Source organism: Roseibium suaedae, assembly GCF_900142725.1.
GTDB lineage: Bacteria > Pseudomonadota > Alphaproteobacteria > Rhizobiales > Stappiaceae > Roseibium > Roseibium suaedae.
In genome coordinates this window covers 745,840-770,534 of the sequence record NZ_FRBW01000001.1, presented here as the reverse complement: position 1 = coordinate 770,534, position 24,695 = coordinate 745,840, and the positions used below count along the sequence as shown (strand labels likewise).

The 24,695-nt window shown below is 60.4% G+C and carries 22 protein-coding genes; 6 read left to right on the top strand and 16 right to left on the bottom strand.

Annotation, left to right across the window (positions count from 1 at the left end; genetic code table 11):
* Positions 1-547: 547 nt before the first annotated feature.
* Positions 548-1,873 carry a DEAD/DEAH box helicase gene (locus BUA94_RS03470; protein WP_073010816.1) on the bottom strand — a complete coding sequence of 442 codons (1,326 nt, stop codon included), beginning with the start codon at positions 1,871-1,873 and terminating at the stop codon, positions 548-550.
* Between the two features lie 516 nt (positions 1,874-2,389).
* Between BUA94_RS03470 and BUA94_RS03465 the strand changes: the two genes are divergently transcribed.
* Positions 2,390-3,886 carry a putative bifunctional diguanylate cyclase/phosphodiesterase gene (locus BUA94_RS03465; RefSeq protein WP_175557988.1) on the top strand — a complete coding sequence of 499 codons (1,497 nt, stop codon included), beginning with the start codon at positions 2,390-2,392 and terminating at the stop codon, positions 3,884-3,886.
* A 40-nt stretch (positions 3,887-3,926) separates the two neighbouring features.
* Here BUA94_RS03465 and BUA94_RS03460 read toward each other — a convergent pair whose 3' ends face one another.
* From BUA94_RS03460 to BUA94_RS03445, 4 genes are all read right to left on the bottom strand, one after another.
* Complete coding sequence (locus BUA94_RS03460; protein WP_073010813.1) at positions 3,927-5,054, bottom strand: PQQ-dependent sugar dehydrogenase; 1,128 nt, start codon at positions 5,052-5,054, stop codon at positions 3,927-3,929.
* Between the two features lie 159 nt (positions 5,055-5,213).
* On the bottom strand, positions 5,214-7,517 hold the full coding sequence (locus tag BUA94_RS03455) for an NADP-dependent malic enzyme (RefSeq protein ID WP_073008834.1): 2,304 nt from the start codon (positions 7,515-7,517) through the stop codon (positions 5,214-5,216).
* A 119-nt stretch (positions 7,518-7,636) separates the two neighbouring features.
* Complete coding sequence (locus tag BUA94_RS03450; protein ID WP_073008831.1) at positions 7,637-8,281, bottom strand: ceramidase domain-containing protein; 645 nt, start codon at positions 8,279-8,281, stop codon at positions 7,637-7,639.
* A gap of 40 nt (positions 8,282-8,321) precedes the next feature.
* Complete coding sequence (locus BUA94_RS03445) at positions 8,322-9,545, bottom strand: aminotransferase-like domain-containing protein (protein WP_073008829.1); 1,224 nt, start codon at positions 9,543-9,545, stop codon at positions 8,322-8,324.
* Between the two features lie 274 nt (positions 9,546-9,819).
* On the opposite strand from BUA94_RS03445, the gene moaB reads away from it, so the two are divergent.
* Positions 9,820-10,377 (top strand): molybdenum cofactor biosynthesis protein B, encoded by a 558-nt coding sequence (moaB, locus tag BUA94_RS03440; RefSeq protein WP_073010806.1) that lies wholly within the window; start codon positions 9,820-9,822, stop codon positions 10,375-10,377.
* A 9-nt stretch (positions 10,378-10,386) separates the two neighbouring features.
* On the opposite strand, the gene BUA94_RS03435 is transcribed toward moaB, so the two are convergent.
* Positions 10,387-11,199 carry an AraC family transcriptional regulator gene (locus BUA94_RS03435; RefSeq protein WP_408011912.1) on the bottom strand — a complete coding sequence of 271 codons (813 nt, stop codon included), beginning with the start codon at positions 11,197-11,199 and terminating at the stop codon, positions 10,387-10,389.
* Between the two features lie 175 nt (positions 11,200-11,374).
* On the opposite strand from BUA94_RS03435, the gene BUA94_RS03430 reads away from it, so the two are divergent.
* Positions 11,375-12,592 carry an MFS transporter gene (locus tag BUA94_RS03430; RefSeq protein ID WP_073008825.1) on the top strand — a complete coding sequence of 406 codons (1,218 nt, stop codon included), beginning with the start codon at positions 11,375-11,377 and terminating at the stop codon, positions 12,590-12,592.
* A gap of 137 nt (positions 12,593-12,729) precedes the next feature.
* Positions 12,730-13,104, top strand: coding sequence for a hypothetical protein (locus BUA94_RS03425; RefSeq protein ID WP_139250994.1), 375 nt, complete (start codon positions 12,730-12,732; stop codon positions 13,102-13,104).
* A gap of 35 nt (positions 13,105-13,139) precedes the next feature.
* On the opposite strand, the gene BUA94_RS03420 is transcribed toward BUA94_RS03425, so the two are convergent.
* Positions 13,140-13,835, bottom strand: coding sequence for a glycosyltransferase (locus BUA94_RS03420; RefSeq protein ID WP_073008820.1), 696 nt, complete (start codon positions 13,833-13,835; stop codon positions 13,140-13,142).
* Positions 13,836-13,990: 155 nt separating this feature from the next.
* On the opposite strand from BUA94_RS03420, the gene BUA94_RS03415 reads away from it, so the two are divergent.
* Positions 13,991-15,091 (top strand): PA0069 family radical SAM protein, encoded by a 1,101-nt coding sequence (locus BUA94_RS03415; protein ID WP_073008817.1) that lies wholly within the window; start codon positions 13,991-13,993, stop codon positions 15,089-15,091.
* Between the two features lie 37 nt (positions 15,092-15,128).
* Positions 15,129-15,782, top strand: coding sequence for a ribonuclease HII (locus BUA94_RS03410; protein ID WP_073008814.1), 654 nt, complete (start codon positions 15,129-15,131; stop codon positions 15,780-15,782).
* Between the two features lie 94 nt (positions 15,783-15,876).
* Here the strand turns inward: BUA94_RS03410 and BUA94_RS03405 are convergent, their stop codons facing one another.
* From BUA94_RS03405 to BUA94_RS03365, 9 genes are all read right to left on the bottom strand, one after another.
* Positions 15,877-16,356 (bottom strand): F0F1 ATP synthase subunit B family protein, encoded by a 480-nt coding sequence (locus BUA94_RS03405; protein WP_073008811.1) that lies wholly within the window; start codon positions 16,354-16,356, stop codon positions 15,877-15,879.
* A gap of 10 nt (positions 16,357-16,366) precedes the next feature.
* On the bottom strand, positions 16,367-16,927 hold the full coding sequence (locus tag BUA94_RS03400; RefSeq protein ID WP_073008808.1) for a F0F1 ATP synthase subunit B: 561 nt from the start codon (positions 16,925-16,927) through the stop codon (positions 16,367-16,369).
* Between the two features lie 85 nt (positions 16,928-17,012).
* Positions 17,013-17,237, bottom strand: coding sequence for a F0F1 ATP synthase subunit C (locus tag BUA94_RS03395; protein WP_073008805.1), 225 nt, complete (start codon positions 17,235-17,237; stop codon positions 17,013-17,015).
* Positions 17,238-17,313: 76 nt separating this feature from the next.
* The gene (locus tag BUA94_RS03390) at positions 17,314-18,063 is read right to left on the bottom strand and encodes a F0F1 ATP synthase subunit A (RefSeq protein WP_073008802.1); all 750 of its coding nucleotides are present in this window, start codon (positions 18,061-18,063) and stop codon (positions 17,314-17,316) included.
* A 52-nt stretch (positions 18,064-18,115) separates the two neighbouring features.
* On the bottom strand, positions 18,116-18,505 hold the full coding sequence (locus BUA94_RS03385; RefSeq protein WP_084081681.1) for an AtpZ/AtpI family protein: 390 nt from the start codon (positions 18,503-18,505) through the stop codon (positions 18,116-18,118).
* 205 nt (positions 18,506-18,710) lie between these two features.
* A complete protein-coding gene (locus BUA94_RS03380; RefSeq protein ID WP_073008796.1) occupies positions 18,711-22,169 on the bottom strand; it encodes an AAA family ATPase in 3,459 nt (1,152 codons plus the stop codon).
* Between the two features lie 138 nt (positions 22,170-22,307).
* Complete coding sequence (locus BUA94_RS03375) at positions 22,308-22,946, bottom strand: DsbA family protein (protein ID WP_073010801.1); 639 nt, start codon at positions 22,944-22,946, stop codon at positions 22,308-22,310.
* A gap of 154 nt (positions 22,947-23,100) precedes the next feature.
* Entirely contained in the window at positions 23,101-23,793 is a 693-nt protein-coding gene (locus tag BUA94_RS03370; RefSeq protein WP_408011911.1) for a CE1 family esterase, read from the bottom strand.
* Positions 23,794-24,128: 335 nt separating this feature from the next.
* Positions 24,129-24,614 carry a DUF721 domain-containing protein gene (locus BUA94_RS03365; protein ID WP_073008793.1) on the bottom strand — a complete coding sequence of 162 codons (486 nt, stop codon included), beginning with the start codon at positions 24,612-24,614 and terminating at the stop codon, positions 24,129-24,131.
* Between the last annotated feature and the right edge of the window lie 81 nt (positions 24,615-24,695).

Here is a 24,695-nt window from a genome sequence, read left to right as displayed (position 1 = left end):
CTATATTGGCGATCTGTCCCGCACCGGACGACACATGGTTCGCAGCCACAAGCTGAACTGATTACCCGACCGGCTTTCTGCCAGGTTCAGGGCATGCGTTTCCTCTGCGCCGGAATCGCTCTCGGCACTGAACATCTTTCTCAGAATGAAAAGGCTGGCCGCCGCCCGTTTTGAATTGGAACGCGCGGCCAAGATCACACCAGATACCGATCCGGTGTGAGAGCATCATTCATTACTTGAACATCATTTTGGGCAGCCCGAAATCAGGCCATTGAACTGGCCATGCGCCGAAAGGCTCTCTCGAGAGCTTCATTCGCGCCGTGCTGCCGATAGGGAAGCTTTTAGCTTACGTAAGCGGAATGATCAAGATATTTTTCAATCAGTGAAAAAATCCTCAAAATGTAAAATATTTAAATTTTTCAATTAATTAGATTAATTTTACTGACAAAAACATTTTCGCAGCTGCATTGCAAGAACTGCATAGCTCGCTCAAAAGAAAAGGCCGGCTGTAACCAGCCGGCCTTCTGATACTTCAATGTTGCTCAGCTTAGGCTGCAGCGGACCGCTCGCCCTGAGGGCGACGGCGCGGGCGCCGGGGACGCCGGCTGGCATCCGGACCGGAATTGCCACCTTTTGCCTTCGCCTTGGCACCCTCACGTCCACCATGACCACCACCGCCAGAACGCTGACGCTGGCCACCGCCACCGCTCTTGCCGCGGCGCGGCGAGACGGCTGCATGGTCGGACGGCACATCGCCGCTGGCGACTTCGATCTTGTTGCTCGTCAGCTTCTCGATCTGGCGGAGCAGGCCGATTTCTTCCGGAGCACACAGGGCAATGGCATCACCATTGGCACCGGCACGTGCCGTCCGGCCGATCCGGTGCACATAGGCTTCCGGCACTTCCGGCAGCTCGAAATTGTAGACGTGGCTCACACCCGGAATGTCGATGCCGCGGGCAGCCACATCCGTCGCGACCAGAACATTGATCTCGCCTTCACGCAGGCCCTTGATGGCCCGGTCACGCTGGTTCTGGCTCTTGTTGCCATGAATGGATCCTGCCGAAATACCGCAGGACACGAGCTTCTTCATAAGGCGCTCGGCGCCATGCTTGGTGCGGCAGAAGACCAGGGACATGTCGTCCGGACCTTCGCAGAGCAGGTTGATGAGGAAGTCGGTCTTTGCCTTCTGGTCCATGAAATGGACCTTCTGGGTGACCTTGTCCGCCGTCTTGCCGGCCGGAGCCACTTCCACCCGGACCGGATCGGTCAGGTAGGACTGTGCCAGTTCGTTGATCTGCTTCGGCATGGTGGCCGAGAACAGCAGCGTCTGACGCTTCTTGGCGACCAGCGATGCGATCTTGCGCAGGGCATGGATAAAGCCGAGATCCAGCATCTGGTCGGCTTCGTCCAGAACCAGGAAGGTGGCCGTGTCGAGACGCACAGCCCGGCGATCTACCAGATCCAGCAGACGGCCCGGTGTTGCCACCAGAATGTCCGTGCCGCGCTCAAGGCGCTTGATCTGGGCGTTGATGGAAACACCGCCGACGATGGAGGTGACGCGCAGCGGCGTCCCCTTGACGAAGGAGATGAGATTCTTTGCGATCTGGTTCACCAGTTCGCGGGTGGGAGCCAGGATCAGGGCGCGGGTTCCGCGCTGCTGGGAAGCTTGCGGATTTGCCAGCAGCCGGTCGACCAGCGGCAGCCCGAAGGCGGCGGTCTTTCCGGTACCGGTCTGGGCCAGACCCATCAGGTCATCGCCCTTGAGAACATAAGGGATTGCGTCACGCTGAATTGGCGTCGGCGCATCATAGCCGTTCGCCTCAATGGCCTTCAGAAGCTGGTCGGAAAGGCCAAGCGATTTGAAATCAGTCAAGTTTAAACCTTCGTATTGGCGCCCTGGCAGATCCACATGCATGGATCCGTTGCCGGCACCTCGTCATGAGACTGCCGGACATGGCGGTTGCGGCCTCAGCCGTCAGAACCCCGCGTGAATTGGGAACCAGGGGAATTGCCTCCGGTTGGAGGCTCTGTGCCAGACCTTGCGGTGTGGAGGACCGTTCCTGCAGCGTCCTGAGACGGAGAACGGCGAACGCGGGCTGCTCACGCGGCAGCCGGATCCAGCGCCCCGGATATCGGTCCTTCATGAGCTAAAGTCAAGATCAAAGGCTGCCCACTCCCTTCTCCCTGCCCTCTGCACCGCTCTTCTACCCACACCTCGGACGCAGGAGCGGCTGAATACTTAAGGAAATTGGAAACTCTTTCACCCTAGGTTAGTTTTGCAATCAATTCGGCGCATCATATGAAAAGACTCAACAAATTCCGGAACCTGAGCCCAGCAACAACCGATGCAATTCTTGCGACATTCTGCGCAGTAATTGCATTGATAATTATGTCTATGCTGGACGCCTATGAAACGCTGAGCGAGTTCACCCGGGATCATGAAGAGTATCAGCTCGACGAGATCATTCTCGGCCTGATGTGCGCCGGGGCTGCCGGATATGTCTATGCGATCCGCCGTCTGAAAGAGCTGCGCCGGGAGACCAAGGCCCGTACAATCGCCGAAACAAAGGCCACCTGGATCTCGTTTCATGACTTTCTGACCAAATTGCCGAACCGGCGGTTTCTGGATGAGGAAGCGGCAAGGATCGTGCGCGAGAACTTCCCCGATGGCTATGCGGTCTGTGCCATCGATCTTGACGGCTTCAAGAAGGTCAATGACCTGATCGGCCATGAAGGCGGCGACAGTCTTCTTGTTGCGATCTCCAACCGCCTGACCAAAACCTTCAAGGAAGCAATCATCATCCGCCTGGGCGGGGATGAGTTCCTTGTTCTCAGCCCATGCCATGACCCGGAAGACTTGCGCGCGCTCTGCGTATCCGCCGTAAAAGAGCTTTCAAATCCGATTGAGATCTGCGGTATTCACGCGGAAGTCGGCGCTTGCATCGGCCATGCGCGGTTCCCGGAAGACGCCCTGTCCCTGAAAGATCTGACCATGTGCGCCGATGTGGCGCTTTATGCGGCCAAGAACCGGGGACGCAATCAGGTCACAGCCTATCAGGCCCACATGAGCGACATTCTGGCCAAGCGGGCGGAAGTGGAGGCCAAGCTCCGGCAGGCGATCAGGGAAAAGACCATCACCCCCTATTACCAGCCCTTGATCGACCTGAAGTCAGGGCAGTTGCGGGGCTTCGAAGCGCTGGCGCGGTGGCCGGTCGGGACCTCCCGCTCCATCGGGCCGGATGAGTTCATTCCCATGGCGGAAGACATTGGCCTGATCGTGGAGCTGTCAGAACATCTCCTGCGGCAGGCTTGCCTTGATGCCAAGACCTGGCCAGCCCATCTCACGCTGGCTTTCAACATTTCGCCGACCATGATGGTCGACCGGCTGCTGGGAATCCGGATCGTCAAGGTTCTGGGCGAGACAGGCTTCAATCCACGCCGCCTGGAAATCGAGATTACCGAAACCGCTCTGGTGCGGGATATCAATCTGGCGGCCAAGGTCATCACCGACCTCAGGCAAGCCGGGATCAGCGTCGCCCTGGACGACTTTGGCACCGGCTATTCCAGCCTCTCGCAATTGTCGAAATTTTCCTTCGACAAGATCAAGATCGACCGCAGCTTCATTTCAGCCCTGGAAACGGACGAGAAGAAGATGAACATCGTGCGGACCATGGTGGCACTCGGTAAGGGCCTGGGCATCGCGACCACCGCCGAAGGCATCGAGAACCCGCAGCAGCTGGATGCGCTGAAGGATTTGGGCTGCAGCTACGGCCAAGGGTTTCTCTTCGGCAAGGCCGTCCCGGCGGAAGAAGCCATGGCTTTCATTCAGGCGGAAGGCCAGAAGCAGAGCAATCCTATTGGGCAGGCACAGCTTCGCGAGGCGTGACGCCTCCCTCACCACCCGATCACTCCACATCCTGAGACGGCTACATCAGATCCAGGCGGATGAGCTTGCCCTCATCGCTGTCAGTCAGAAGATAGATCTTGCCGTCCGGACCTTGCCTTACATCCCGGATGCGCTCGCCAAGATCTTCCAGCAGCTTTTCCTCGCCAGTGACATTCTCTCCCTCAAGAGAAAGACGGCTAAGGTGCTGACCGGCAAGAGCACCGATGAGCAGGCTTCCCTCCCAGCCCGGATACACACTACTTGTCACGAAAGCCATGCCTGAGGGAGCAATTGAGGGATCCCAATAGTGTAAGGGCTGCTCCATGCCCTCCTTGTGGGTGCCCTCACCGATCGGCAGGAAGGTATAGTGGCGGCCATAGGAAATGACGGGCCAGCCATAGTTCTTTCCGGCCTCGGGACGATTGATCTCATCCCCTCCGCGTGCGCCATGTTCGACGGTCCAGAGCTGACCCGTTTGCGGATGAATGGCAGCGCCTTGAGGGTTGCGATGCCCCATGGACCAGATCTCCGGCTGGAAGCCAGCCTTTCCCACGAAGGGATTGTCCTGCGGGACGCCCCCATCACGGGTCAGGCGCAGAACAGATCCGCCGTGATTGTCCGGGTTCTGCGCACGCTCGCCATCACCGCGCTCTCCGGCGGTGATGAAGACCATTCCATCCGGAGCAAAGGCAATGCGGGATCCGAAATGCTTGCCGCCCGAGGTCCGGTTGTTGCCGGAGAAGACGACCTTGCCTTCAGTCAGGCGGAACGACCCTGCCTTCCCTTCCAGCTTGGCGCGAAAGAGCGAGGTTCCAGCTCCATCTGGCGAGGGCTCGGAGAAGGTCATGTAGATCTCGTGGGTGTCCTGAAAGTCTGGCGCAAGCGCGATGTCCAGAAGACCACCCTGCCCGCTGGCAGCCACCTTGGGCGCGCCGGAGACAACGGAGGATGACCCGTCGCCAGCGACGAATTTGAGCACGCCGTCCCGCTCTGTGACCAGATAGCCGCCGCCAGGCAGAAAGGCCAGGCCCCAGGGAGAGGCCAAGCCCGAAGCAACCGTCACGGGTGCAACACGGGTTTCAGCCTGAACTGCAGCAGGCAGCGATACGGTTGCCAGCACAGGCAGAACGCAAGCCACCTTTAGGCTCGATCCAAGGGAAAGGGTCATGTGCATCTGATTTCTCCTGTGACAGCAAATGCTTGTTCCTTGGAACAGATAGTGCCGCAGAAGCCCGATCCCAGACGATAAACTCAATGTGAAGATCAAAACACGAAAACGGCGGCCGAAGCCGCCGTTCTGATTGGTGCAAACTCAGCCACGAAGGGATCAGCCCAAGGTGGCTGCGCCCTTCTTCTGCGCTTCGACGCAGGCCAGTGCAGACATGTTCACAACACCACGCGAAGTCACCGATGGCGTCAGAATATGCGCAGGCTTGGAGGTCCCGAGCAGGATCGGCCCCACATGCAGCGCCTGGGTCGCCACCTTCAGAAGGTTCAGCGCAATGTTTGCCGCATCCAGATTGGGGAACAGCAGCAGATTGGCTTCGCCCGTCAGCTTGCTGTCCGGCATCACGCGCTGGCGCAGCACTTCGCTGAGAGCAGAGTCGCCATGCATTTCACCATCCACTTCCAGATCCGGGCACTTGTCCCAGAGGATCTGAAGCGCATCGCGCATCTTGCGGGATGAGGCCGTGTCACGGGAGCCGAAGTTGGACAGGGACAGAAGCGCGACCTTCGGCGCAATGCCGAAGCGTTCGATTTCCTCTGCAGCCAGCAGGGCCATTTCCGCCAGTTCTTCCGCATCCGGTTCTTCGGTCACGAAAGTATCGCTCAGGAACACGGCACCGCGGCTGTTGATCAGCAAGGACAGGGCCGAAAGATCCCGGACACCCGGACGCGGGCCGATGATCTGACGGATGTCGCGCAGGTGACGGATGTAACGGCCTTCCAGACCACAGATCACCGCATCCGCATCACCGCGGCGCACGGCCAGGGCCGAAATCACCGTGGTGTTGGTGCGCACGATGGTGCGGGCTGCATCCGGCGGAAGCCCCTTGCGGCCAACGCAGGAGAAATACTCGTCGACATAGTCGCGGTAGCGCGGATCGTCCTGCGGGTTGATGAACTCAAAGTCGACGCCAGGACGGATCTTCAGGCCGAAACGCTCGCAGCGGGTTTTCAGAACATCGGGACGGCCGACGAGGATCGGCACAGCCACCTTGTCTTCCAGCAGAACCTGAGCGGCACGCAGCACGCGCTCGTCTTCACCTTCCGCATAGATGACGCGCTTCGGATCCTGGCTGGCCGCCTGGATGATCGGCTTCATCACCAGACCGGAGCGGAATACGAAGCGGTTCAACCGGTCCAGATAGGCGTCGAAATCCTCGATCGGCCGGGTCGCAACACCGGTTTCCATCGCAGCCTTGGCAACGGCCGGGGCAATGCGCAGGATCAGGCGCTGATCGAAGGGCGACGGGATCAGGTACTTCGGACCAAAGGTCTCTGTCACGCCGCCATAGGCGCGGGCAGCCACATCGGACGGCTCTTCCTTGGCGAGTTCCGCAATGGCCTTCACGGCCGCGTGCTTCATCTCTTCGTTGATCGTCGTCGCGCCAACATCAAGCGCGCCGCGGAAGATGTAGGGGAAGCAGAGCACGTTGTTGACCTGGTTCGGATAATCCGAACGGCCCGTGCACATGACCACATCCGACCGCACGGCCAGTGCGTCTTCCGGCATGATCTCCGGACGCGGGTTGGCGAGCGCCAGAATGAGCGGGCCATCGCCCATGCGGGCGACCATGTCCGGCTTCAGAACGCCGGCTGCCGACAGGCCGAGGAACACGTCCGCGCCGTCGATGATTTCGGCGAGCGTGCGCTTGTCGGTCTTCTGCGCGAATTTCGCCTTCCACTCGTCCATCAGGGTCTCGCGGCCCTCATAGACCACGCCCTCGATGTCCGAGATCCAGATGTTCTCGACCTTGGCGCCGAGCGAAACGAGCATGTTGAGGCAGGCAAGCGCAGCCGCGCCAGCACCGGAGGCCACGATCTTCGCCTCGGACATGTCCTTGCCCGCAAGTTCCAGGCCATTGCGGACAGCCGCGCCCACGATGATGGCGGTGCCGTGCTGGTCGTCATGGAAGACCGGAATGTTCATCCGCTGGCGGAGCTTGGCCTCGATCTGGAAGCACTCGGGAGCCTTGATGTCTTCAAGGTTGATGCCGCCGAAGGTCGGCTCAAGCACGGCCACCGCATCCACGAAACGGTCAACATCCAGCTCGTCCACTTCGATGTCGAAAACGTCGATACCGGCGAATTTCTTGAAGAGGACGGCCTTGCCTTCCATCACCGGCTTGGACGCGAGCGGACCAATGGCACCGAGACCGAGAACAGCCGTGCCGTTGGAAATCACGCCGACCAGATTGCCGCGCGCGGTGTAATCCGCAGCTTTTGACGGATCCTTGGCGATTTCCTCGCAAGGGGCAGCAACCCCCGGAGAATAGGCCAGTGCAAGGTCTCGCTGGTTGCCGAGCGGCTTGGTTGCCTGGATCTCCAGCTTTCCCGGCCGGGGATGCTGGTGGAAGTACAGCGCGGCTTCCGTAAGATCACTACCCTGGTTCTTATTTTCGCTCATGAGCTCGAAGGCCTTTTTATGAACCACCCCTATCCGTGCCAGAACCGATGCGCCCGGGCACGAACCCCTTGCCGAAACTGACCTTCACGAGGGCCGAAACGACTTATTCTTTCTCGGGTTTAACCTCGCTTCAGGGAAATGAGAACCCAGAGAAGCGAAAAGAGAACGGTTCCGTTCAAAATATGCCACAGGAAATGCGTTCCGAGCGGCAGGGACCCGCAAAGCGGCGAGTCCAGTGTGCGAAGGGTGACCGAAAGCGCAAAAAGCCCACCAATTGCACAAAGAGATACTCCCGCCTTGCGCTCAAGCGGCAGGGCTGCAAGCCCCACGACGAACAGGGCGGCGAGCGCCGGAACATAGCCCGAGGAGGATCCGGCAATCCCTTGCACCGCACCACCGACATAGGGCGACACGAAAAGAAAGAGCACAGTTGCTGCGAGGGCGAGCCACCAGCGCAGACCAAGCACGCGGATCAGCGCGATCAGCAGATAGGCATGAATGAAGATGGCTATCGGGATCACATCCGCCAGCATGGCCCATCGGGTGGCGATGGTGTGAAACAGGAACGATCCGATGCCCGTTGCCAGCACCACAAGGATCAGGCCCAGGATCGGCCAGTCCCGCTGCGGCAGACGCCGCCACAACAGGAACCCTGCAAGGGCGGCGATAATGAACGCCAGATTGCTGAGGGCGTTGACGGGCTCCGCCCAGAAATCCGGGCTGAGCCTTTCGCAATAGTGATCAAGGGCTTCCGTCAGGTCCATGAGCGTCTGCCCTGCCTTCCCGTCTCTCTGTCAGCCCGCCTCAGGCAGGCTGCAGAGCCGAGGCGAACAGCTTGCCGAGGCGGCTGATACCGGTCTCGATCTTCTCCGGACTGGAGCAGGAGAAGCTGAGGCGCAAGGTATTGGCTCCGGAGCCATCTGCAAAGAAGGCCTTGCCTGGAACGAACGCGACCTTTTCTTCCGCAACCGCCCGTTTCAACAGCGCACCGCCGTCGAGACCTTCCGGCAGGCGCAGCCAGATGAACATACCACCTTCCGGACGGCTCCATGTGACACCGGCAGGCATGTGCTTTTCAAGGGACGCCAGCATCGCATCGCGGCGCGCCTGATAGGCGGTCTTGATCTTGGCAACCTGATCGGCAAAGGCGCTGCGGGCGACAGAATTCATGATCATCTGATTGACGGTCGAGGAATTCAGGTCCGACGCCTGCTTGATCAGGACCAGACGGGAAATCACCGGAGACGCTGCCACGACCCAGCCAAGACGCAGGCCCGGCGACAGGGTCTTGGAGAAGCTGCCGCAATAGATCGTCCGGCTCTGCTCGATGCCGCCTGAACGCTCGATGTCCAGCGCCAGGATTGGCGGAATGGCTTCGCCGTCATAGCGAAGGGACTGATAGGCCGCATCTTCAATGACCGCGACATCCAGCTCTCCCGCCAGATCCAGAACCCGCTCACGAGCAGTGCGGTCCATCGTCTCGCCGGTCGGGTTGGCGAAATCCGGCAAGGCATAGGCGAACTTCACTGCGCCGCCATTGGCCTTGGCCGCATCCCGGTAGTCCGACGCGCTGCGGTTGGAATAGGGCTCCAGACGGTCATAGAGCGGCTCATAGGCATTATAGGCCTGCAGGGCGCCGAGATAGGTCGGCCATCCGGCCAGGATCGTGTCCCCCGGAGAGATGAACAGCTTGCCCAGATAATCCAGCGCCTGCTGAGATCCGGAGGTGATCATGATGTTTTCGATGCCGCAGGTGATGCCGATTTCGGCCATCTGCCCGGCGATCCATTCGCGCAGAGGGGCATAGCCCTCGGAAACGGAATATTGCAGAGCTGCGTGTCCGGCCGGACTGGTGAACAGCTCGCGGTAAGCCTTCTCGAACACATCGGTCGGAAACAGGGCCGGATCCGGAATGCCGCCGGCGAAGGAAATCATGTCTGGCTGATCGAGAAGCTTGAGCAGTTCACGGATTTCCGAAGCCCCCATGCGCGAAGAGCGCGAGGCGTAGATATGCGACCAGTCCAACATGGCATTTCCACCTTTCTAATTTTGCCAGACAAAACCACACGTGCAATTAAAGGTCAATAATGCTGTCCTATATTTTTTGAAAAAGTCCGAAAATTGCAAATCTGCGCAATATTTGGAAAGCTCGATTTCCCAGCATCTGTTCAATTGCGAGATTGCTCCCGTCTGGAAACCCAGCCCTGCAGCGCCTTCCGCCGCCCGCGCCATCGTGCCCACTGGCGCCGCCTTGCCCGGTCCACTATGTCTTTCCCTGACGTCTGCTGCCGAGGAACCAGCCATGAACCGCATTGACGAAAGCCGCCCGTTCATTCCGCTCAACATCGCGGTTCTGACCGTGTCGGACACACGCAGCCTTGAAGAAGACAAGTCGGGCGCGACCCTTGCGGAGCGCATCACGACGGCCGGGCACCATCTAGCAGACCGGAAGATCGTCAAGGATGATGTCCCTGCGATCCGCGCCGTGGTTCAGGGCTGGATTGCCGACAAGGGCGTTGATGTGGTGATCACCACCGGCGGCACGGGTTTCACCGGGAGGGATGTGACCCCCGAGGCCCTTGAGCCGCTGTTCGAAAAGCGCATGGACGGCTTTTCGGAGGTCTTTCACCGGATTTCCTATGACAAGATCGGAACGTCGACCATTCAGTCCCGCGCGACAGGCGGGGTGGCTGGCGCGACCTACATCTTCGCCCTGCCCGGCTCCACCGGCGCCTGCAAGGACGCCTGGGACGGCATCTTGAAGGGGCAGCTTGACTACCGGCACATGCCCTGCAACTTCGTGGAGATCATGCCGCGACTGGATGAGCATCTGAAGCGCGGCAAGCTGCGCGAGGCATGAACGCTCAACTCAGTCCAAATAACGGCTGGGCACCAGGCCAGTCATCCGCTTGAACATGGTCGAGAAGGCGGCAGCACTTTCATAGCCCAGATCCAGGGCCACATTCGTCACCGCCTCACCACCTGCGAGCCTCGGCAGGGCTGCAAAGATGCAAGCCTGCTGACGCCAGGCGGACAGGCTGAGACCTGTCTCTGACCGGAACAGGCGGGTGAAACTCCTCCGGCTCATGCCTGCCCGGTCTGCCCAGTCATCAATGGCCGCCCCCAGAGACGGATCCTCGACAAAACCCCGGCAGAGAGTTGCAAGCCGGGCCGTAGCCGGCATGGGCAGCCCCAGCGGCCGCTCCGGCAGATTGGGAATTTCCTCCTGAATGAGCGCCAGGATCAGCGCAGCCCGGGCTGGCAGTCTTTCTCCCAGGGGTAGCTTCACGGCTTCCAGGATCAGGCTGCGCATCAGATCCGTCAGCCCGACCGCGCGGCATGCCTCAGGCAGATCCGCGACCGCTCCCGGCATGACATAGATGGACCGCATGCGCACCGCACCAATGGCCGTGACCGAGTGCACCACGCCCGCCGGCACCCAGAGCGCATGGCCCGGCGGCACCATCCAGCGGCCGAGTTCCGTTGAAACCGTGACCACGCCAGCATGCGCATAGATGAGCTGGGCCCGGCTATGGCTGTGAGGCGGCACCACGTGACCGTCGACATAATCGCTGGCTTTGGCGATGACCGGCCCCTCCAGCCTGTCCAGCCGCTCCACGATCTGGTCATGGCTTTCCAGAACCGGAAAGGACGGATCCTGGCCCTTGTCCCGCTCCCCCACCCGAGACCACACGCTGTCCGCCGCTTTCGGCTCGCTCCCCATCGTGATCTCCGCTCTCTTCACTGCTTTGGCCCAATTGAAAAAGAAATGGACCATAACACGAAAGCGGGCCGGGAAAAGCCGTCTATGCTTTTTCAAGCAATCGCCCTCAAGGGCAACTGGACGGAGTAATACCTTGAGCAATGCCCAAACGGCTGCAGCCCCTGCCTCGGCTGCCGTCCCTTCTCAGGCTGCCTCAACGACCACCTTCACCGTGATCGCGGCCCTGAGCTTCTGCCACATGCTGAACGATATGATGCAGTCGCTTCTTGCCGGGATCTATCCGATCCTGAAAAGCAGCTATGCCCTCGACTTCGGCCAGATCGGCATGATGACGCTGACGTTCCAGGTCACCGCGTCCCTGCTTCAGCCGCTCGTCGGCATCTACACGGACAAGCATCCCCAACCCTACTCGCTGGCCATCGCCATGGGTTCGACCTTCGCCGGGCTGATCCTGCTTGCCTATTCGACGGAATATGGCCTGATGCTGGTGGCCTGCGCCCTTATCGGCCTCGGCTCTGCCGTCTTCCACCCGGAAGCCTCGCGCATTGCCCGCATGGCCTCGGGCGGACGCCATGGACTGGCCCAGTCGCTGTTCCAGGTGGGCGGAAACTTTGGCACGGCGCTCGGCCCCTTGCTGGCCGCCTTCATCGTGCTTCCTCATGGGCAGAAAAGCGTTGCCTGGTTCTGCGCTGCCGCCCTCCTGGCCATGCTGGTCCTGTGGCAGGTCGGGAGCTGGTATGCAGGCCGGCGCAAGGCACCGGCCAATCGTGCGGCGGTAGCATCCAACCCCTTGCCTCGCCGCAAGGTAATCGTCGCCCTGACCGTTCTGGGCCTGCTGGTCTTCTCGAAATACATCTATCTCGCCAGCCTGACGAACTACTACACCTTCTATCTGATGGAGAAATTCGGCGTCGACATCCGGGACTCTCAGCTTCTGCTGTTCGTCTTCCTGGGGGCAGTTGCGGCCGGAACCGTTATCGGCGGACCAGTCGGGGACCGGATTGGCCGCAAGGTCGTCATCTGGATCTCTATCCTGGGCGTCCTGCCCTTCACCCTGATCCTGCCCTACGCCAACCTGTTCTGGACGGCAGTGCTGACGGTGATCATCGGCGTGGTCATTGCTTCGGCTTTCTCGGCCATCATCGTCTTTGCCCAGGAGCTGGTGCCAAGCCGCATTGGACTGATCGCCGGTCTTTTCTTCGGCTTTGCCTTCGGCATCGCCGGGATCGGCGCAGCCGTTCTGGGCGACATCGCTGACACGATGGGCATCGAGTTCGTCTACCGCGCCTGTGCGTTCCTGCCGGTCTTCGGCATCCTGACCGTGTTCCTGCCCAAGCTCGAACACAGATGACATAAAAGGCCGCAAGTTTCCTGCTTGCGGCCTTTTGCTTGTCACTTCAGGCAAGTCCGGAAAAGGGTCTCTCACAAATCCTGTCAGCATTCGTCCTTCAGGAAGGGCACTTGCCCGAAAAGCTGGAGGACCATGCAATGACAGGTGACATCAAGAGACCTTTCCTGAAGGCAGCGGCCATGAAGGCCGGATGCGCAGCATTTCTGCTTTTGGCAGCAGCCCCTGCTTATGCCACCGCTGATTTTGAACTGAACTTCACCTTCCAGGGGGCTGGACGCCATCCAAACCCGGAGGCGTTCCGGACCAATTACATCCTGGCCTGCCTTCCGGCGGGTGCGCGAACCTTTGCAGGCAATCCGGCAGATTCCGCCGGGCCCTGGGATCTGGAGATGCCCAGCTACAAGGTTGGCAAGGTTGAGAAGGAATACACAGCCGATCAGGTCCACATGTATCTGTGGAGCTGCAACGTAAGGCCGGATCGGGTGAGTGGCATTCAGGTCACTCCCAACTAGCACATTGCATCAAATAGATGAGGCTGCACGCTGCCTCATCCGTGCAGCTTGAGCACCAGTTTGGTCGGCAGCCGGAACGTGCCGACGACAAAGCGGGCGAGTGCACGGCGAGTGTTGGTAAGCATGCCCTGGTCGCGTTCCTGACGGCCGGAAGAAATCGCAGCAGACCGGAGCGAATGCAGGCGCCTTGCGCCGATGCGTTTGACGAGATCCAGATCTTCCATCTCCGGCAAGGGCCGGTGACCGCCAATCCGAGTATAGAACCGGCGCGAGATCAGGAGGCCCTGGTTGCCATAGGGCATTCCAAGCAGGCGGGAGCGGATCATCGCAAGGGCTTCAGACACGCGCGGACCAAGGCCGAAGGCGTCGTATCTCAGCATGAAGGCCGCAGCCGTCCGGTCGCCACCACCGGAACGCTCGGCACGCTCGATGAAGGACTGGGCCTCATGATGCCAGCCGCTTTCGAGAACGGAATCGGCAGACAGGAACAAGAGCCATTCGCCGCGCCGGGACTGGCTCACACCTGCGGTGAGCCTTTCACCACGGCTTGCCGGGATGGCCAACCACTCGCAACCGGCTGCGTCTGCAACCTGATCCGTGTGGTCCGTTGAGCCACCATCAACAATGAAAACCTCTTTCACCACGCCTTCTGCAGCCGCCGGAACCAGGGCCGCCAGCGTGTGGGCGAGGTCTTTCTCGGAGTTCAAGGTCGGGATGATCACGGTAATCATGACAATGTTGTAACGGCTTTTTCGCTGGATTGCGAGAAGAGCGCCTTGAATTATCGCGCACTTCGATTAATGTTCCTGTTATGTTCTGATTTGAGCGAACGAGCCCAGTTTCCATGCCGCGTCCCATTCTAAACGATTCAAAGACTTATCCGGACATGGAGCCTCAACTTTCTCCGCAGGCCCCGGTTGCAGAAACACGCCGGAGAGGCCGCGGCGCTGGTCTGAACATGGCCGGACGGTTCGAAAGGCTTGCAACGGAGGCCTTCGATGATGGCTGGGACGGTCTGGAGGAGTTGCCCGCCTTCAAGACAAGCGTTCAGGAGGAACGCGCCCGGACCATCATCACCCGCAACGCCTCGCCCGATTTGTCCTTCGACCGCTCCGTGAACCCTTACCGGGGCTGCGAGCACGGCTGCATCTATTGTTTTGCCCGGCCGAGCCATGCCTTCATGGGCATGTCACCGGGGCTGGACTTTGAAACCCGGCTCTTTGCCAAGCCCAATGCGGCCGAGCTTCTTGAGCGGGAAGTGTCCCGGCCGGGCTACACGGTCCGGCCGATTGCCATCGGCACCAACACGGATCCCTATCAGCCGATCGAGCGGCGCTACAAGATCATGCGCGAGGTTCTGGAGGTCCTGGACCGGTGCAGCCATCCGGTGGCCATCGTCACCAAATCGGCCCTCGTCGTTCGGGACGCGGACATCCTCTCCCGCATGGCCGAGCGCAATCTGGCCAAGGTTGCCCTGTCCATTACCACCCTTGACCGGAAGCTCTGCCGGGCCATGGAACCGCGCGCGTCCACGCCGCAAAAGCGCCTTGACGCGGTCAAGGCCCTGTCGGAGGCAGGCATTCCCACCTCCGTCATGATCGCCCCGGTGATCCCCGCTCTCACGGACAGCGAGTTGGAGAGCATCCTGGAGGGAGCACACGAGCATGGCGCTGCAGAAGCAGGTTTCATCCTTCTGAGACTTCCCCTTGAAGTGTCCGAACTCTTCCGGGACTGGCTGGTGCGCGAGCGGCCGGACAAATACCGTCATGTGATGAGCCTCATCCGCTCCATGCGGGACGGCAAGGACTATGACGCCAAATGGGGGGAGCGCATGCGCGGCAAGGGTCCCTATGCGGATCAGATCGCCCGCCGGTTTCAGCTGGCGGCAAAACGCCTGGGCCTCAATACGCGGCGCCATAAGCTGGACTGTGAACAGTTCATCTCGCCGCAAAAAGGCGGGGTGCAACTGGATCTCTTCGGCAACTGAGACTTGCCGGGACGCCGCCGCCTTGCCACTGTCGGGCATGAGCCGTTTTTCTGCCCCCTCCCTTTTCGACCTTCGTTTCGACGATGCCCCTAATCTGAAGCTGGAGCGCAAGCACGCTGCCCAGTTCGACGGGCTTCTGGCCGGCGTCGACGAGGCAGGCCGCGGCCCCTGGGCCGGGCCCGTTGTCACTGCGGCCGTCATTCTAGACTACAAGCGGGTTCCGGAGGGGCTGAACGATTCCAAGAAACTGACCGAGGCGAAGCGTGAATTGCTCTTCGATCAGATCATGACCAGCGCCCGTGTCGGCATTGCCAGCGCTTCAGCCGCCACGATCGATCAGCGCAACATCCGGGCAGCGACCCTTTCGGCCATGGTGCGGGCGGTCAAGGCCCTGCCCGATGCGCCCCGCATGGTCATGGTGGATGGCAAGGACGTGCCCCCCGGGCTCGGGATCGACGGCCAAAGCCTCATCAAGGGCGACGGGCGTTGCCTTGCCATTGCAGCCGCCTCCATCGTGGCCAAGGTCCTGAGAGACCGGATGATGGTTCAGGCAGATGCGGAATTTCCTGGCTACGGCTTTGCCATTCACAAGGGCTACGGCGTGCCGCGCCATCAGGCCGCCTTGCAGGAGCTTGGGCCATGCCCGCTGCACAGGCGCTCATTCAAGCCGATCAGAGATCTCTTGTCCTGAATTTCCCGGGCAAAGCCTTCACGGCTCAAACCAGATAACAGGCATAAAAAAAGCGGCCCGGAGGCCGCTTTTCAAAAACTGATGACCATGACGATCAGTTCAGCTTTGCCTTAACCTGATCGATGCTCTTGGAAAGAATATCGTCAGCAACCTTGTCCTTCACCGTGGCAGACAGGATCTGCTCGGCAGCGGCAACAGCGATATCTGCTGCGCGGGCGCGGACTTCGGAGATTGCCTGGGTTTCAGCCTGGGAAATCTTCTCTTCCGCAGCCTTGGACCGGCGTGCGATCAGCTCTTCAAGAGCCTGATTGGTTTCAAGCGTCAGACGCTCGGCTTCGGCAGTGGCTTCAGCAACGATGGCTTCGGCTTCCGCTTCCGCTTCGTGGCGCTTGCGCTGATAGTCAGACAGAAGAGCCTGAGCTTCTTCGCGAAGCCGGCGGGCTTCGTCCAGTTCAGCGCGGATAGCGTCCGCACGATTGTCCAGAGCTCCGCCGATCTTCGACGGAATCTTGATCCAGAACATCGCTGCGAGGAAGATGACGAGGCCTACAAAGGCCCAGAATGTTGCATCCATTGTCGTCTCCTCAGTTCATCGCAGCTTTGACGGCCTTGGACAGATCGGCTTCCTTGGGAGCCTTCCCAACCAGAGCTTCGACAAGTGCCGAGGTGGTTTCACCGGCAATCTCGCCAACCTGAGACAAAGCTTTTGCCTTGATGTCCGCGATGTTGCTTTCGGCAGCGGCCAGCTTCACAGCCAGATCTGCTTCAGCCTTCTCACGGCGGGCTTCGTTTTCGGCCTTCAGCTTCGCACGCGTTTCAGCGGCAATGCCGTGAGCCTTGTTACGAGCTTCGGCAAGAGCCTGCTCGTAAGCTGCAATGGCTGCATCGGTTTCCTGCTTGAGGCGGTTAGCTTCAGCAAGATCACCAGCAATGCGATCCTTGCGGTCTTCAAGGATGCCAGCCAGCCGAGGGACGGCCACGTTCTTCATGATCCAGTAGAACAGGCCAAAGAAAATGGCCAGCCACAGGATCTGCGATGCAAACGTATTGCTGTCGAACGGCGGGAAACCCGCACCGTGCTCACCCGCAGGCACATCGATCGCTTCGTGCGTGCCTTCGGTGTTAGAATGGGTTTGGCTTGCCATTTCCTGTCTCCAAATTCCGGTTAGGCGGCGCTGTTAAGGCGCCGCCACCGGAGTCGCGTCAAACTCGCTAGGGTCTAGCGGTTGCTTACGCGAAAAGGAGAAGAAGGGCGATCAGCAGGGAGAAGATGCCCAGAGCTTCGGTAACGGCGAAGCCGAAAACCAGACGGCCGAACTGGCCATCAGCAGCGGTCGGGTTGCGCAGTGCGCCTGCCAGGTAGTTGCCGAAGATGGTGCCGAGTGCGATTGCTGCACCACCCATGCCGAGGCATGCGATACCGGCGCCGATGTACTTTGCTGCTTCTGCTTCCATGACACGTGCTCCTAGATTGTGTTTTCGCAGATTTCACCAGGCGACGCCGGTCAGGCGCCGCGTGAACTTGTGATGCTTAGTGTGACGGGTGAAGGGCGTCGTTCAGATACATGCAGGTCAGGACCGTGAAGACGTAGGCCTGCAGGAAGGCGACGAGGAATTCAAGCGCAGTAAGCGCCACCGTCATTCCCAGCGGAAGAACCGCACCGAAGATGCCGACTGCGCCCATTGCGCTCAGGCTTACAACGAAACCTGCGAACACCTTCAGGGTGATGTGACCGGCGAGCATGTTCGCAAAGAGACGAACAGAGAGGCTGACCGGACGGGAAAGGAAGGAAATGATCTCGATCGGCGCCACAATCGGAATGAGGGCAGCCGGAACGCCCGAGGGGACGAACAGCGAGAAGAAGTGAAGACCATGGCGCATCAGGCCGTAGATCGTCACGGTAAGGATCACCAGCATCGCCAGGGCGAAGGTCACGATGATGTGGCTCGTGATGGTGAAGAAATAGGGGAACATGCCGAACAGGTTTGCCACCAGAACGAACATGAACAGGGAGAAGACCATCGGGAAGAAGCGCATGCCTTCTGTTCCCGCAGAGCTTCGCAGCATCCCCGCCACGAATTCATAGGCCATTTCCGACACGGACTGCATGCGGCTCGGAACCAGACCACGACCACTGGTCGAGAAGATCAGGAAAGCGGAAGCCGCCGCCACGGTCAGCGCCATGAACAGCGAGGAATTGGTAAAAGAGAAATCCACACCGCCGACTTCAATCGGAAACAGTTTCTGGATCTGGAACTGATGGATCGGATCGTTCGCCACCGGTCAGCCTTCTTCGCTCGTTCGTCTCAGGGCGCGCCACATGGCGCAGGAATTATTTGGAACTGTCGCCGTCGGACTTTTTGCCGCCTAGCCTTGCTTCCGGATCAGCGACATACCCCACTGACCTTAGAACATTCAAGACCCCTGCGGCGAAGCCCAGCAATAAAAAGATCACCAACCCGAAGGGAAGTGTCCCAAACCACTGGTCAATGGCCCAGCCGATACCGCCCCCAACCACAATACCGGCGATGAAGTCCGAGGACAGTTTCATCGCTTTCCCGTAACCGGTGGAACTGGATTTGACCTTGGCAGCATCAGCTTCTTCAGCTTTGCGCCGGCCCTCCAGCATCCGGTTCAGCCGGTCCCGCCTATCAGACAGTTCCGCCTGTGAAGCTTCGTCCTTCGGATCAAAATCTGGGTCGTCATGTGCAGAGCCAACCATGTCTTTTCCGCACCCGTCCAACTTTAAATCCGGCAGCCCAAAAGCCCCCTTAAGCCGGGCGCACCATAGTCGGCACCCCCTGCCCTGTCAAGAACAGGCTATAGTTATTTAAGTTATTGATTTATAAGGATAAATATTATGAAGACAGCTTTTCTCCAGCCATAAGTCGAATAGCAGGAGCCAATGTTTCCCTTGGAAGGGCCTGTCAGACCGCTTCCCGGAATCGCTCGGCCGTCTCCAGATCAACCGAAACCAGCTGTGAAACGCCGCGCTCGGCCATGGTCACGCCGAACAGGCGGTTCATCCGGGCCATGGTGATCGGGTTGTGGGTAATGACCACGAAACGGGTCTCCGTCCGGCGCGACATTTCTTCCAAAAGGTCGCAGTAACGCTCAACATTGGCGTCATCCAGCGGCGCGTCCACCTCATCGAGCACGCAGATCGGGGCGGGATTGGTAAGGAACACGGCGAAGATCAGCGCCATGGCTGTGAGCGCCTGCTCACCGCCCGACAGCAGCGTCATCGTCTGCGGCTTTTTGCCCGGCGGGCGGGCGATGATCTCAAGACCTGCGTCCAGGGGATCATCGGAATCAACAAGCTGCAATTCGGCCGTACCGCCGCCAAAAAGATGGGTAAAGAGCCGCTGGAAGTGATCATTGACGATCTCGAACGAGGCCAGAAGCCGTTCGCGGGCCTCCCGGTTGAGATTCGAGATACCCGTGCGCAACCGCCGAATCGCCTCGATCAGGTCGTCCCGCTCGCTCGTCAGTGTGGTCCGCTGCTGATCGATTTCCTGCAGCTCGTCCTCCGCCCGAAGGTTCACTCCGCCCAGACGCTCCCGCTCCTGGCGCAGGCGGTCCAGTTTGCGCTCCGTCGCCTCGGCGTCCGGCAGCGGCGCCCCGTCCCTGAGGCCCGCCAGCTCCGGCAGCGCGGACATGGGGACATCAAGATCCTCATCCACCCGTGCCTCGATGGCAATCTTGCGCTCCCGTGCGGCCTGCAGACGCTCTTCCGCGCGCACCTTCTGCTCACGGGCCGACGACAAGGTTTCCAGAGCGGTCCGGGCGACCCGGTCCACATCGGACTGATCGGATTCGGCCCGCTGAAGCTGGTCGTCGGCTTCTTTCTTCGCCTCTTCCGCCTTGGCGATCTCGGAGAACAGATCACGCCGCTTCAACTCGATTTCTTCCGGCGCCTCGATCAGCTCAACCCTTTCGTCCTCGGCTTCCTGCTGGCGCTCTTTCAGCACCGCGATCTGTTGAGCTGCGTTGGCCGCACGGGTTTTCCAGCTGTCGAATTCGCGAGCGATGGCTTCCAGGCGCCGGTCGCGCATGAGCTGTTCGCGGGCAAGACCTTCCGAGACAGCCCGCGCCTCTGCAAGGGCACTACGAGCCGAAGAGACATCCCCCTGCAGCCTGGCAATCTGGTCGGCGAAGCCCTGAACTTCCGGAGCCTCAGCCAGCGCCTCTTCCACCTCGGTCAGAATTTCTCGGGCCTCGGCAGCCTCTTCGCTCAGTCTTTGGGAGCGCTCTTCCGCAGCACTCTTGCGGGCAGCAAGCTGCGACATGGCACGTTCAGCGCGCGCCAGCGCTTCACGCGCCTCTGCCAGATCCTTCTGGCGGTCACGGGTCCGCTGACGGGCGGCCTGCTCGTTTTCCTGCGCTTGCTGGACGAGGTCGACCGCTGCCTGCAGGGCCTCGCGGCGGGTTTCGGCCTGAAGTCTTGCAGTCTCGATCTGATCGACCAGTTCGGCCAGCCGGTTCTTCTGGGAAAGCCTTTGAGCTGCGGGCGTCGGCGCTTCCGCCCCGACGACAAAACCATCCCAGCGCCAGAGATCGCCCTCCCTGGTAACGATCCGCTGCCCCGGCTTGAGCTGCCGTTGAAGATCCGCCCCTTGCGAAGCCTCCACGATCCCGATCTGCGCAAGGCGGCGGCCAAGAACAGACGGGGCGTCGACCACGCTTGATAGCGGCCTGACACCGGCGGGAAGCGCAGGGTCATCGGAAGCATCAAAGCCCCCTCCCCAGCGCACAGGCGACGCGGCATCCAGAGGCGCATCAAGATCCTCACCCAGAGCTGCGCCCAGCGCGGTCTCAAAACCCGGCTCGACCTTGAGCTGGTCCACGGCCGGCGGCCATTCGCCGCCAAAGGACACGTTCAGAACCTTCTCCAGCGTGCGTGCTTCGGTCTCCAGAGCGGACAAGGCCTTTTCCGCCTCCGCCAGTGGCTGACGGGCTGATTGCTCGCCCTCACGGGCCAAACGTGTGCGCTCTTCAGCCTCCTCGACACCGGCCTCCGCTTCAGCCAATGCCTCACCGGCCATTTCGACCTCTTCCTGCCGCTCGCTCATGCCATCGATCGCAGAAAGCTCCGCCAACACCTGCTCGAGTGCATGACGCGCTTCGGCGGCCTGTGCCGACAAGCGTTCACAGCGCTGACGGCTATCGGCTGCCCGACGCTCCAGCGCCTGTCGTTCGGCCACCGCCCGTGCCTGCTCTGTTGTCAGCTCGGAAAGGGCCGCTTCAAGCTCACCCACCTGCTCTTCGGCTTCCACCACCTTTTCGCGGGCAAGCTCCGCACGCTCCAGAACGGTTTCGTTTTCTTCCTGAAGCTCTGCCCGCTCTTCATTGAGCCTTTCCAGGACCTCGTCATTCTCCGAAACCATCCGCTGTTCGCGGGTGACGTCTTCGGCCAGTTGCACCAGCCGCCGTTCCAGATCCTGCAGCCGTTCCTTGACCCGGCGCTCCTCGGAATCAAGCTCGTTGCGGGCAATGATCAGCCGCTGCAGAACGGCCCCGGCCCGGGCAGAGGCATCGCGAAGCTCCGGCAGTTTGTGGGCTGCGATCGCCTGAACCTTGGCACTGTCAGCCTGAAGCGTGGCCGCTTCTGCCACCTGCTGCTGGGCTGCGTTGAACTGACTTTCCGCTTCGCCAAGAACTTTGCCCGCCTCGGTCCAGCGCAGGTAATGAATGGTCGCCTCGGCAGCCCGGATCTCCGACGAGAGATTGCGATAGCGCGAGGCCTGGCGGGACTGGCGGCGCAGACTTTCCAATTGGGCATCAATCTGCACCAGAACGTCTTCAAGGCGCTCCAGGTTCTGTTCCGCCGCGCGAAGCCGCATTTCGGCTTCCTTGCGGCGGCTGTGCAGGCCGGAGATCCCGGCAGCTTCTTCCAGGATCTGGCGCCGGGCCGTAGGCTTGGCGGAAATCAGCTCGCCGATCATGCCCTGGCGCACCATGGCCGGAGACCGCGCACCGGTCGAGGCATCGGCAAAGAGCAGCTGAACGTCGCGGGCGCGCACATCCTTGCCGTTGATCTTGTAGTTGGAGCCGGATTCCCGCTCTATCCGCCGGCTGACCTCAAGAAGGTCCGCGTCATTGAAGGCGGCAGGCGCGGTCCGGTCCAGGTTTTCCAGGAACAGCGTCACTTCGGCCGTGTTGCGGGCCGGACGGTTCAGGGAGCCGGAAAAGATCACGTCGTCCATTCCGGACGCACGCATGTTCTTGTAGGAGTTCTCGCCCATCACCCAGCGCAGGGCTTCAACGAGGTTGGACTTGCCGCAGCCATTGGGCCCGACCACACCGGTCAGCCCCTTGCCGATGACGAACTCCATCGGCTCGACGAAGGATTTGAAACCGACGACCCGGAGGCGGGAGAACTTCATGCGCAAAGCCCTCCGTCGCTGGCAGGAGAATTCGAACGGTCCGGCATCAATGCAAACAGGCGGCCCTTGTTCAGGCCGCCTGCGAAAGAAGCGTTTCGGGCATGGCTCAGGGTGCCCCCCGCGCCATGCGCCGGAAGGTCAGAGCTTGTCGTTGATGAGCTTGCCCATTTCTTCAATGCTGAGTGCCCCGGACTGCTTCTCGCCGTTGATGAAGAAGGTCGGCGTTGCATTCACGCCAAACTCGTTCGCACCGCGGTCGCGTACAGCATTCACTGCGTCAAGCAGGCCCTGGTTTGTCAAGGCTTTCTCAAAGGACTCCTGTGTAAATCCGATCTGCTTGGAGAAATTGAGCAGTGAATTATACGGATTATCCGTGAAAGCCCATACACTCTGCTGCTCGAACATGGTGTCGACGATTTCGAAATATTTGTCGTCGGGCATGGAGCGGGCGAGCATGAAAGCAGCAGCGGCAACGGCATCCAGCGGGAACTCGCGGAAGATGAACCGAACCTTGCCCGTGTCGATGTAATCGGCCTTCAGAGCCGGATAAGTGGTCTTGTGAAAATGCGCACAGTGACCGCAGGTCATCGAGGCATATTCCACGATCGTCACCGGAGCATCTTCGGACCCAAGGATCTTGTCGCCAAGCGGGCCGGGCTTCAGCAACTCTTCCATGTTCACAGTCTCGGCCATGGCTGCCGCCGGCAGGGTCATGACAGCACCGGTGATGGCAAGACCGGATGCGGCCTGAAGAAGGTGTCTGCGGGTAAGGTTCACGGGAAAATCCTGTCCTGTGTTCAACTCGATTGCTGAGGCTGCCCAAGTATGGCGAACCAGATCTGTCATGTGCCTGCCTGAACTTGCTGCGTCAACTGACCTGATTTCGAACACACTGTCAAAAAGCGCCAAATTCGTGTCAGGGCTGGTCAGTTCACCGGGAATTGATCGCGGGCCAATGGCGCGCCTCTCCCAGCCTTTGCCAAGCCCGCCTGATCCACTCCGCCTTGACACTGTGGCCTCCCGAATGAAGGCAGAGCTCAAGCGCACCTTCTTCCGGCGCCCATTTGCGGCAGGCCAGTTCGCCAACCTCGAAAATCTCGGGAGACGTCCCGGCGATGCCAGCCTGGCGCAGCCAGACATCGAAGCTTTTCAACACGTCCCCCTGCTTCCACCGGCCGTCGCCCAGCCAGCGCCCTTTCATGGGAACCACTGTGTCCGAGGTTCCATGAGTGTGAAACAGATAGGGGATCTGCTTGCTGGTGCAGCTCTCAGGCAAGGGCTCCCAGAAAGCCCCTGCGACGGGCGCATAGCCTGAAAACCGTCCCGCATCATCGCAGGCCAGATACCAGGTCATGAAGGCCCCGGAGGAAAAGCCGCTGAGCATCGTTCGCTCCCTGTCGATGCCGAACCGTTGCTCCGCATCCGCCAGCACGTGGTCAAAGAAGGCGAATTCATCGCGTTTATGATCCGGCGCGGTTGGAAAGGACCAGCGCCCCTCAAGCCCTTCAACGGCGATAAACGCCACACCGAGGTCATCCGCCATCTTGCGGAAGGACGCATTGCGGATCCCGTTGAGACCGTTGCCCCGGTGCCCGTGCAGGAAGAAGATCGCTCCCAATCCCACGTCTCCCACGCTTCCGCCCTCTGGCAGATGAACATAGTAGCGTCCATCAGGAAGCTCGCAGGCGGTCTCCTCTCCACAGGCAGCATCTGCTGCTTGCGCTGAAGCATGATCCGCAAATTGCGGGAGAGAGAAAGGCAACAGTGCCGCTGCGGCCACCAGCAGGCGGGACCACGAAATTTTCCGTCCTGATTTCATTCCACTCGCCTTCGACCAGCAAGGCACACCAATGCCCTGCCCCTCCAGATCCAGGCACATGCTGCCTCCGGCATCGGAGAAAGAAAACAAGGCGTTGATCACGAAAGCTTTATCGGAAGACCCGGACCGGTCTTTGAAACTCAGGAGCCAGTGCCGCTGTTGCGGGCCACGACCTGCGCACCCAGCTTCTTCAAAGCTTCGCGCAGACGGTCGTTGGCAACACCCGAAACCGTCTGGTCGATCCTGCTCATTTCATCATTGCTGAGGCGCCGCAGAGCCGGACGCTGCTGGCGATGACGCACTTCAACCGGCTTCTGGACGATCTTGATACGGCCAACGGCTGCCCATCCGTAGAAGGTGTTGATGCGCTGGATGATCTGCGGCATTTCATGGGTGAGCAGCAGAGCGGTCGCACCATCCGTGTGGACGACCAGCGTCGCGGGTTCCGCGTTGAGATCACTCTCGTTTCCGGTCTGCCGCGGCCAGATCAGCCGCTGTGGCTGGACCCGCTCTCCGTAGCGTTCGCCGACGATATCCGGCCAGGCCGCAAGAATATCGACTGAAGCGAAACCGCGCTTCCGGCATGCCGGTGTCATCGCCTTGCTGACCAGGTCAGAAAGCTGCATGGCACCCTTGCTTGCACGCGCACCGGAAATAGCGCTACTCCTCACGGACATACGTTGGCGGCACAAGCCGCTTGGGCGCAA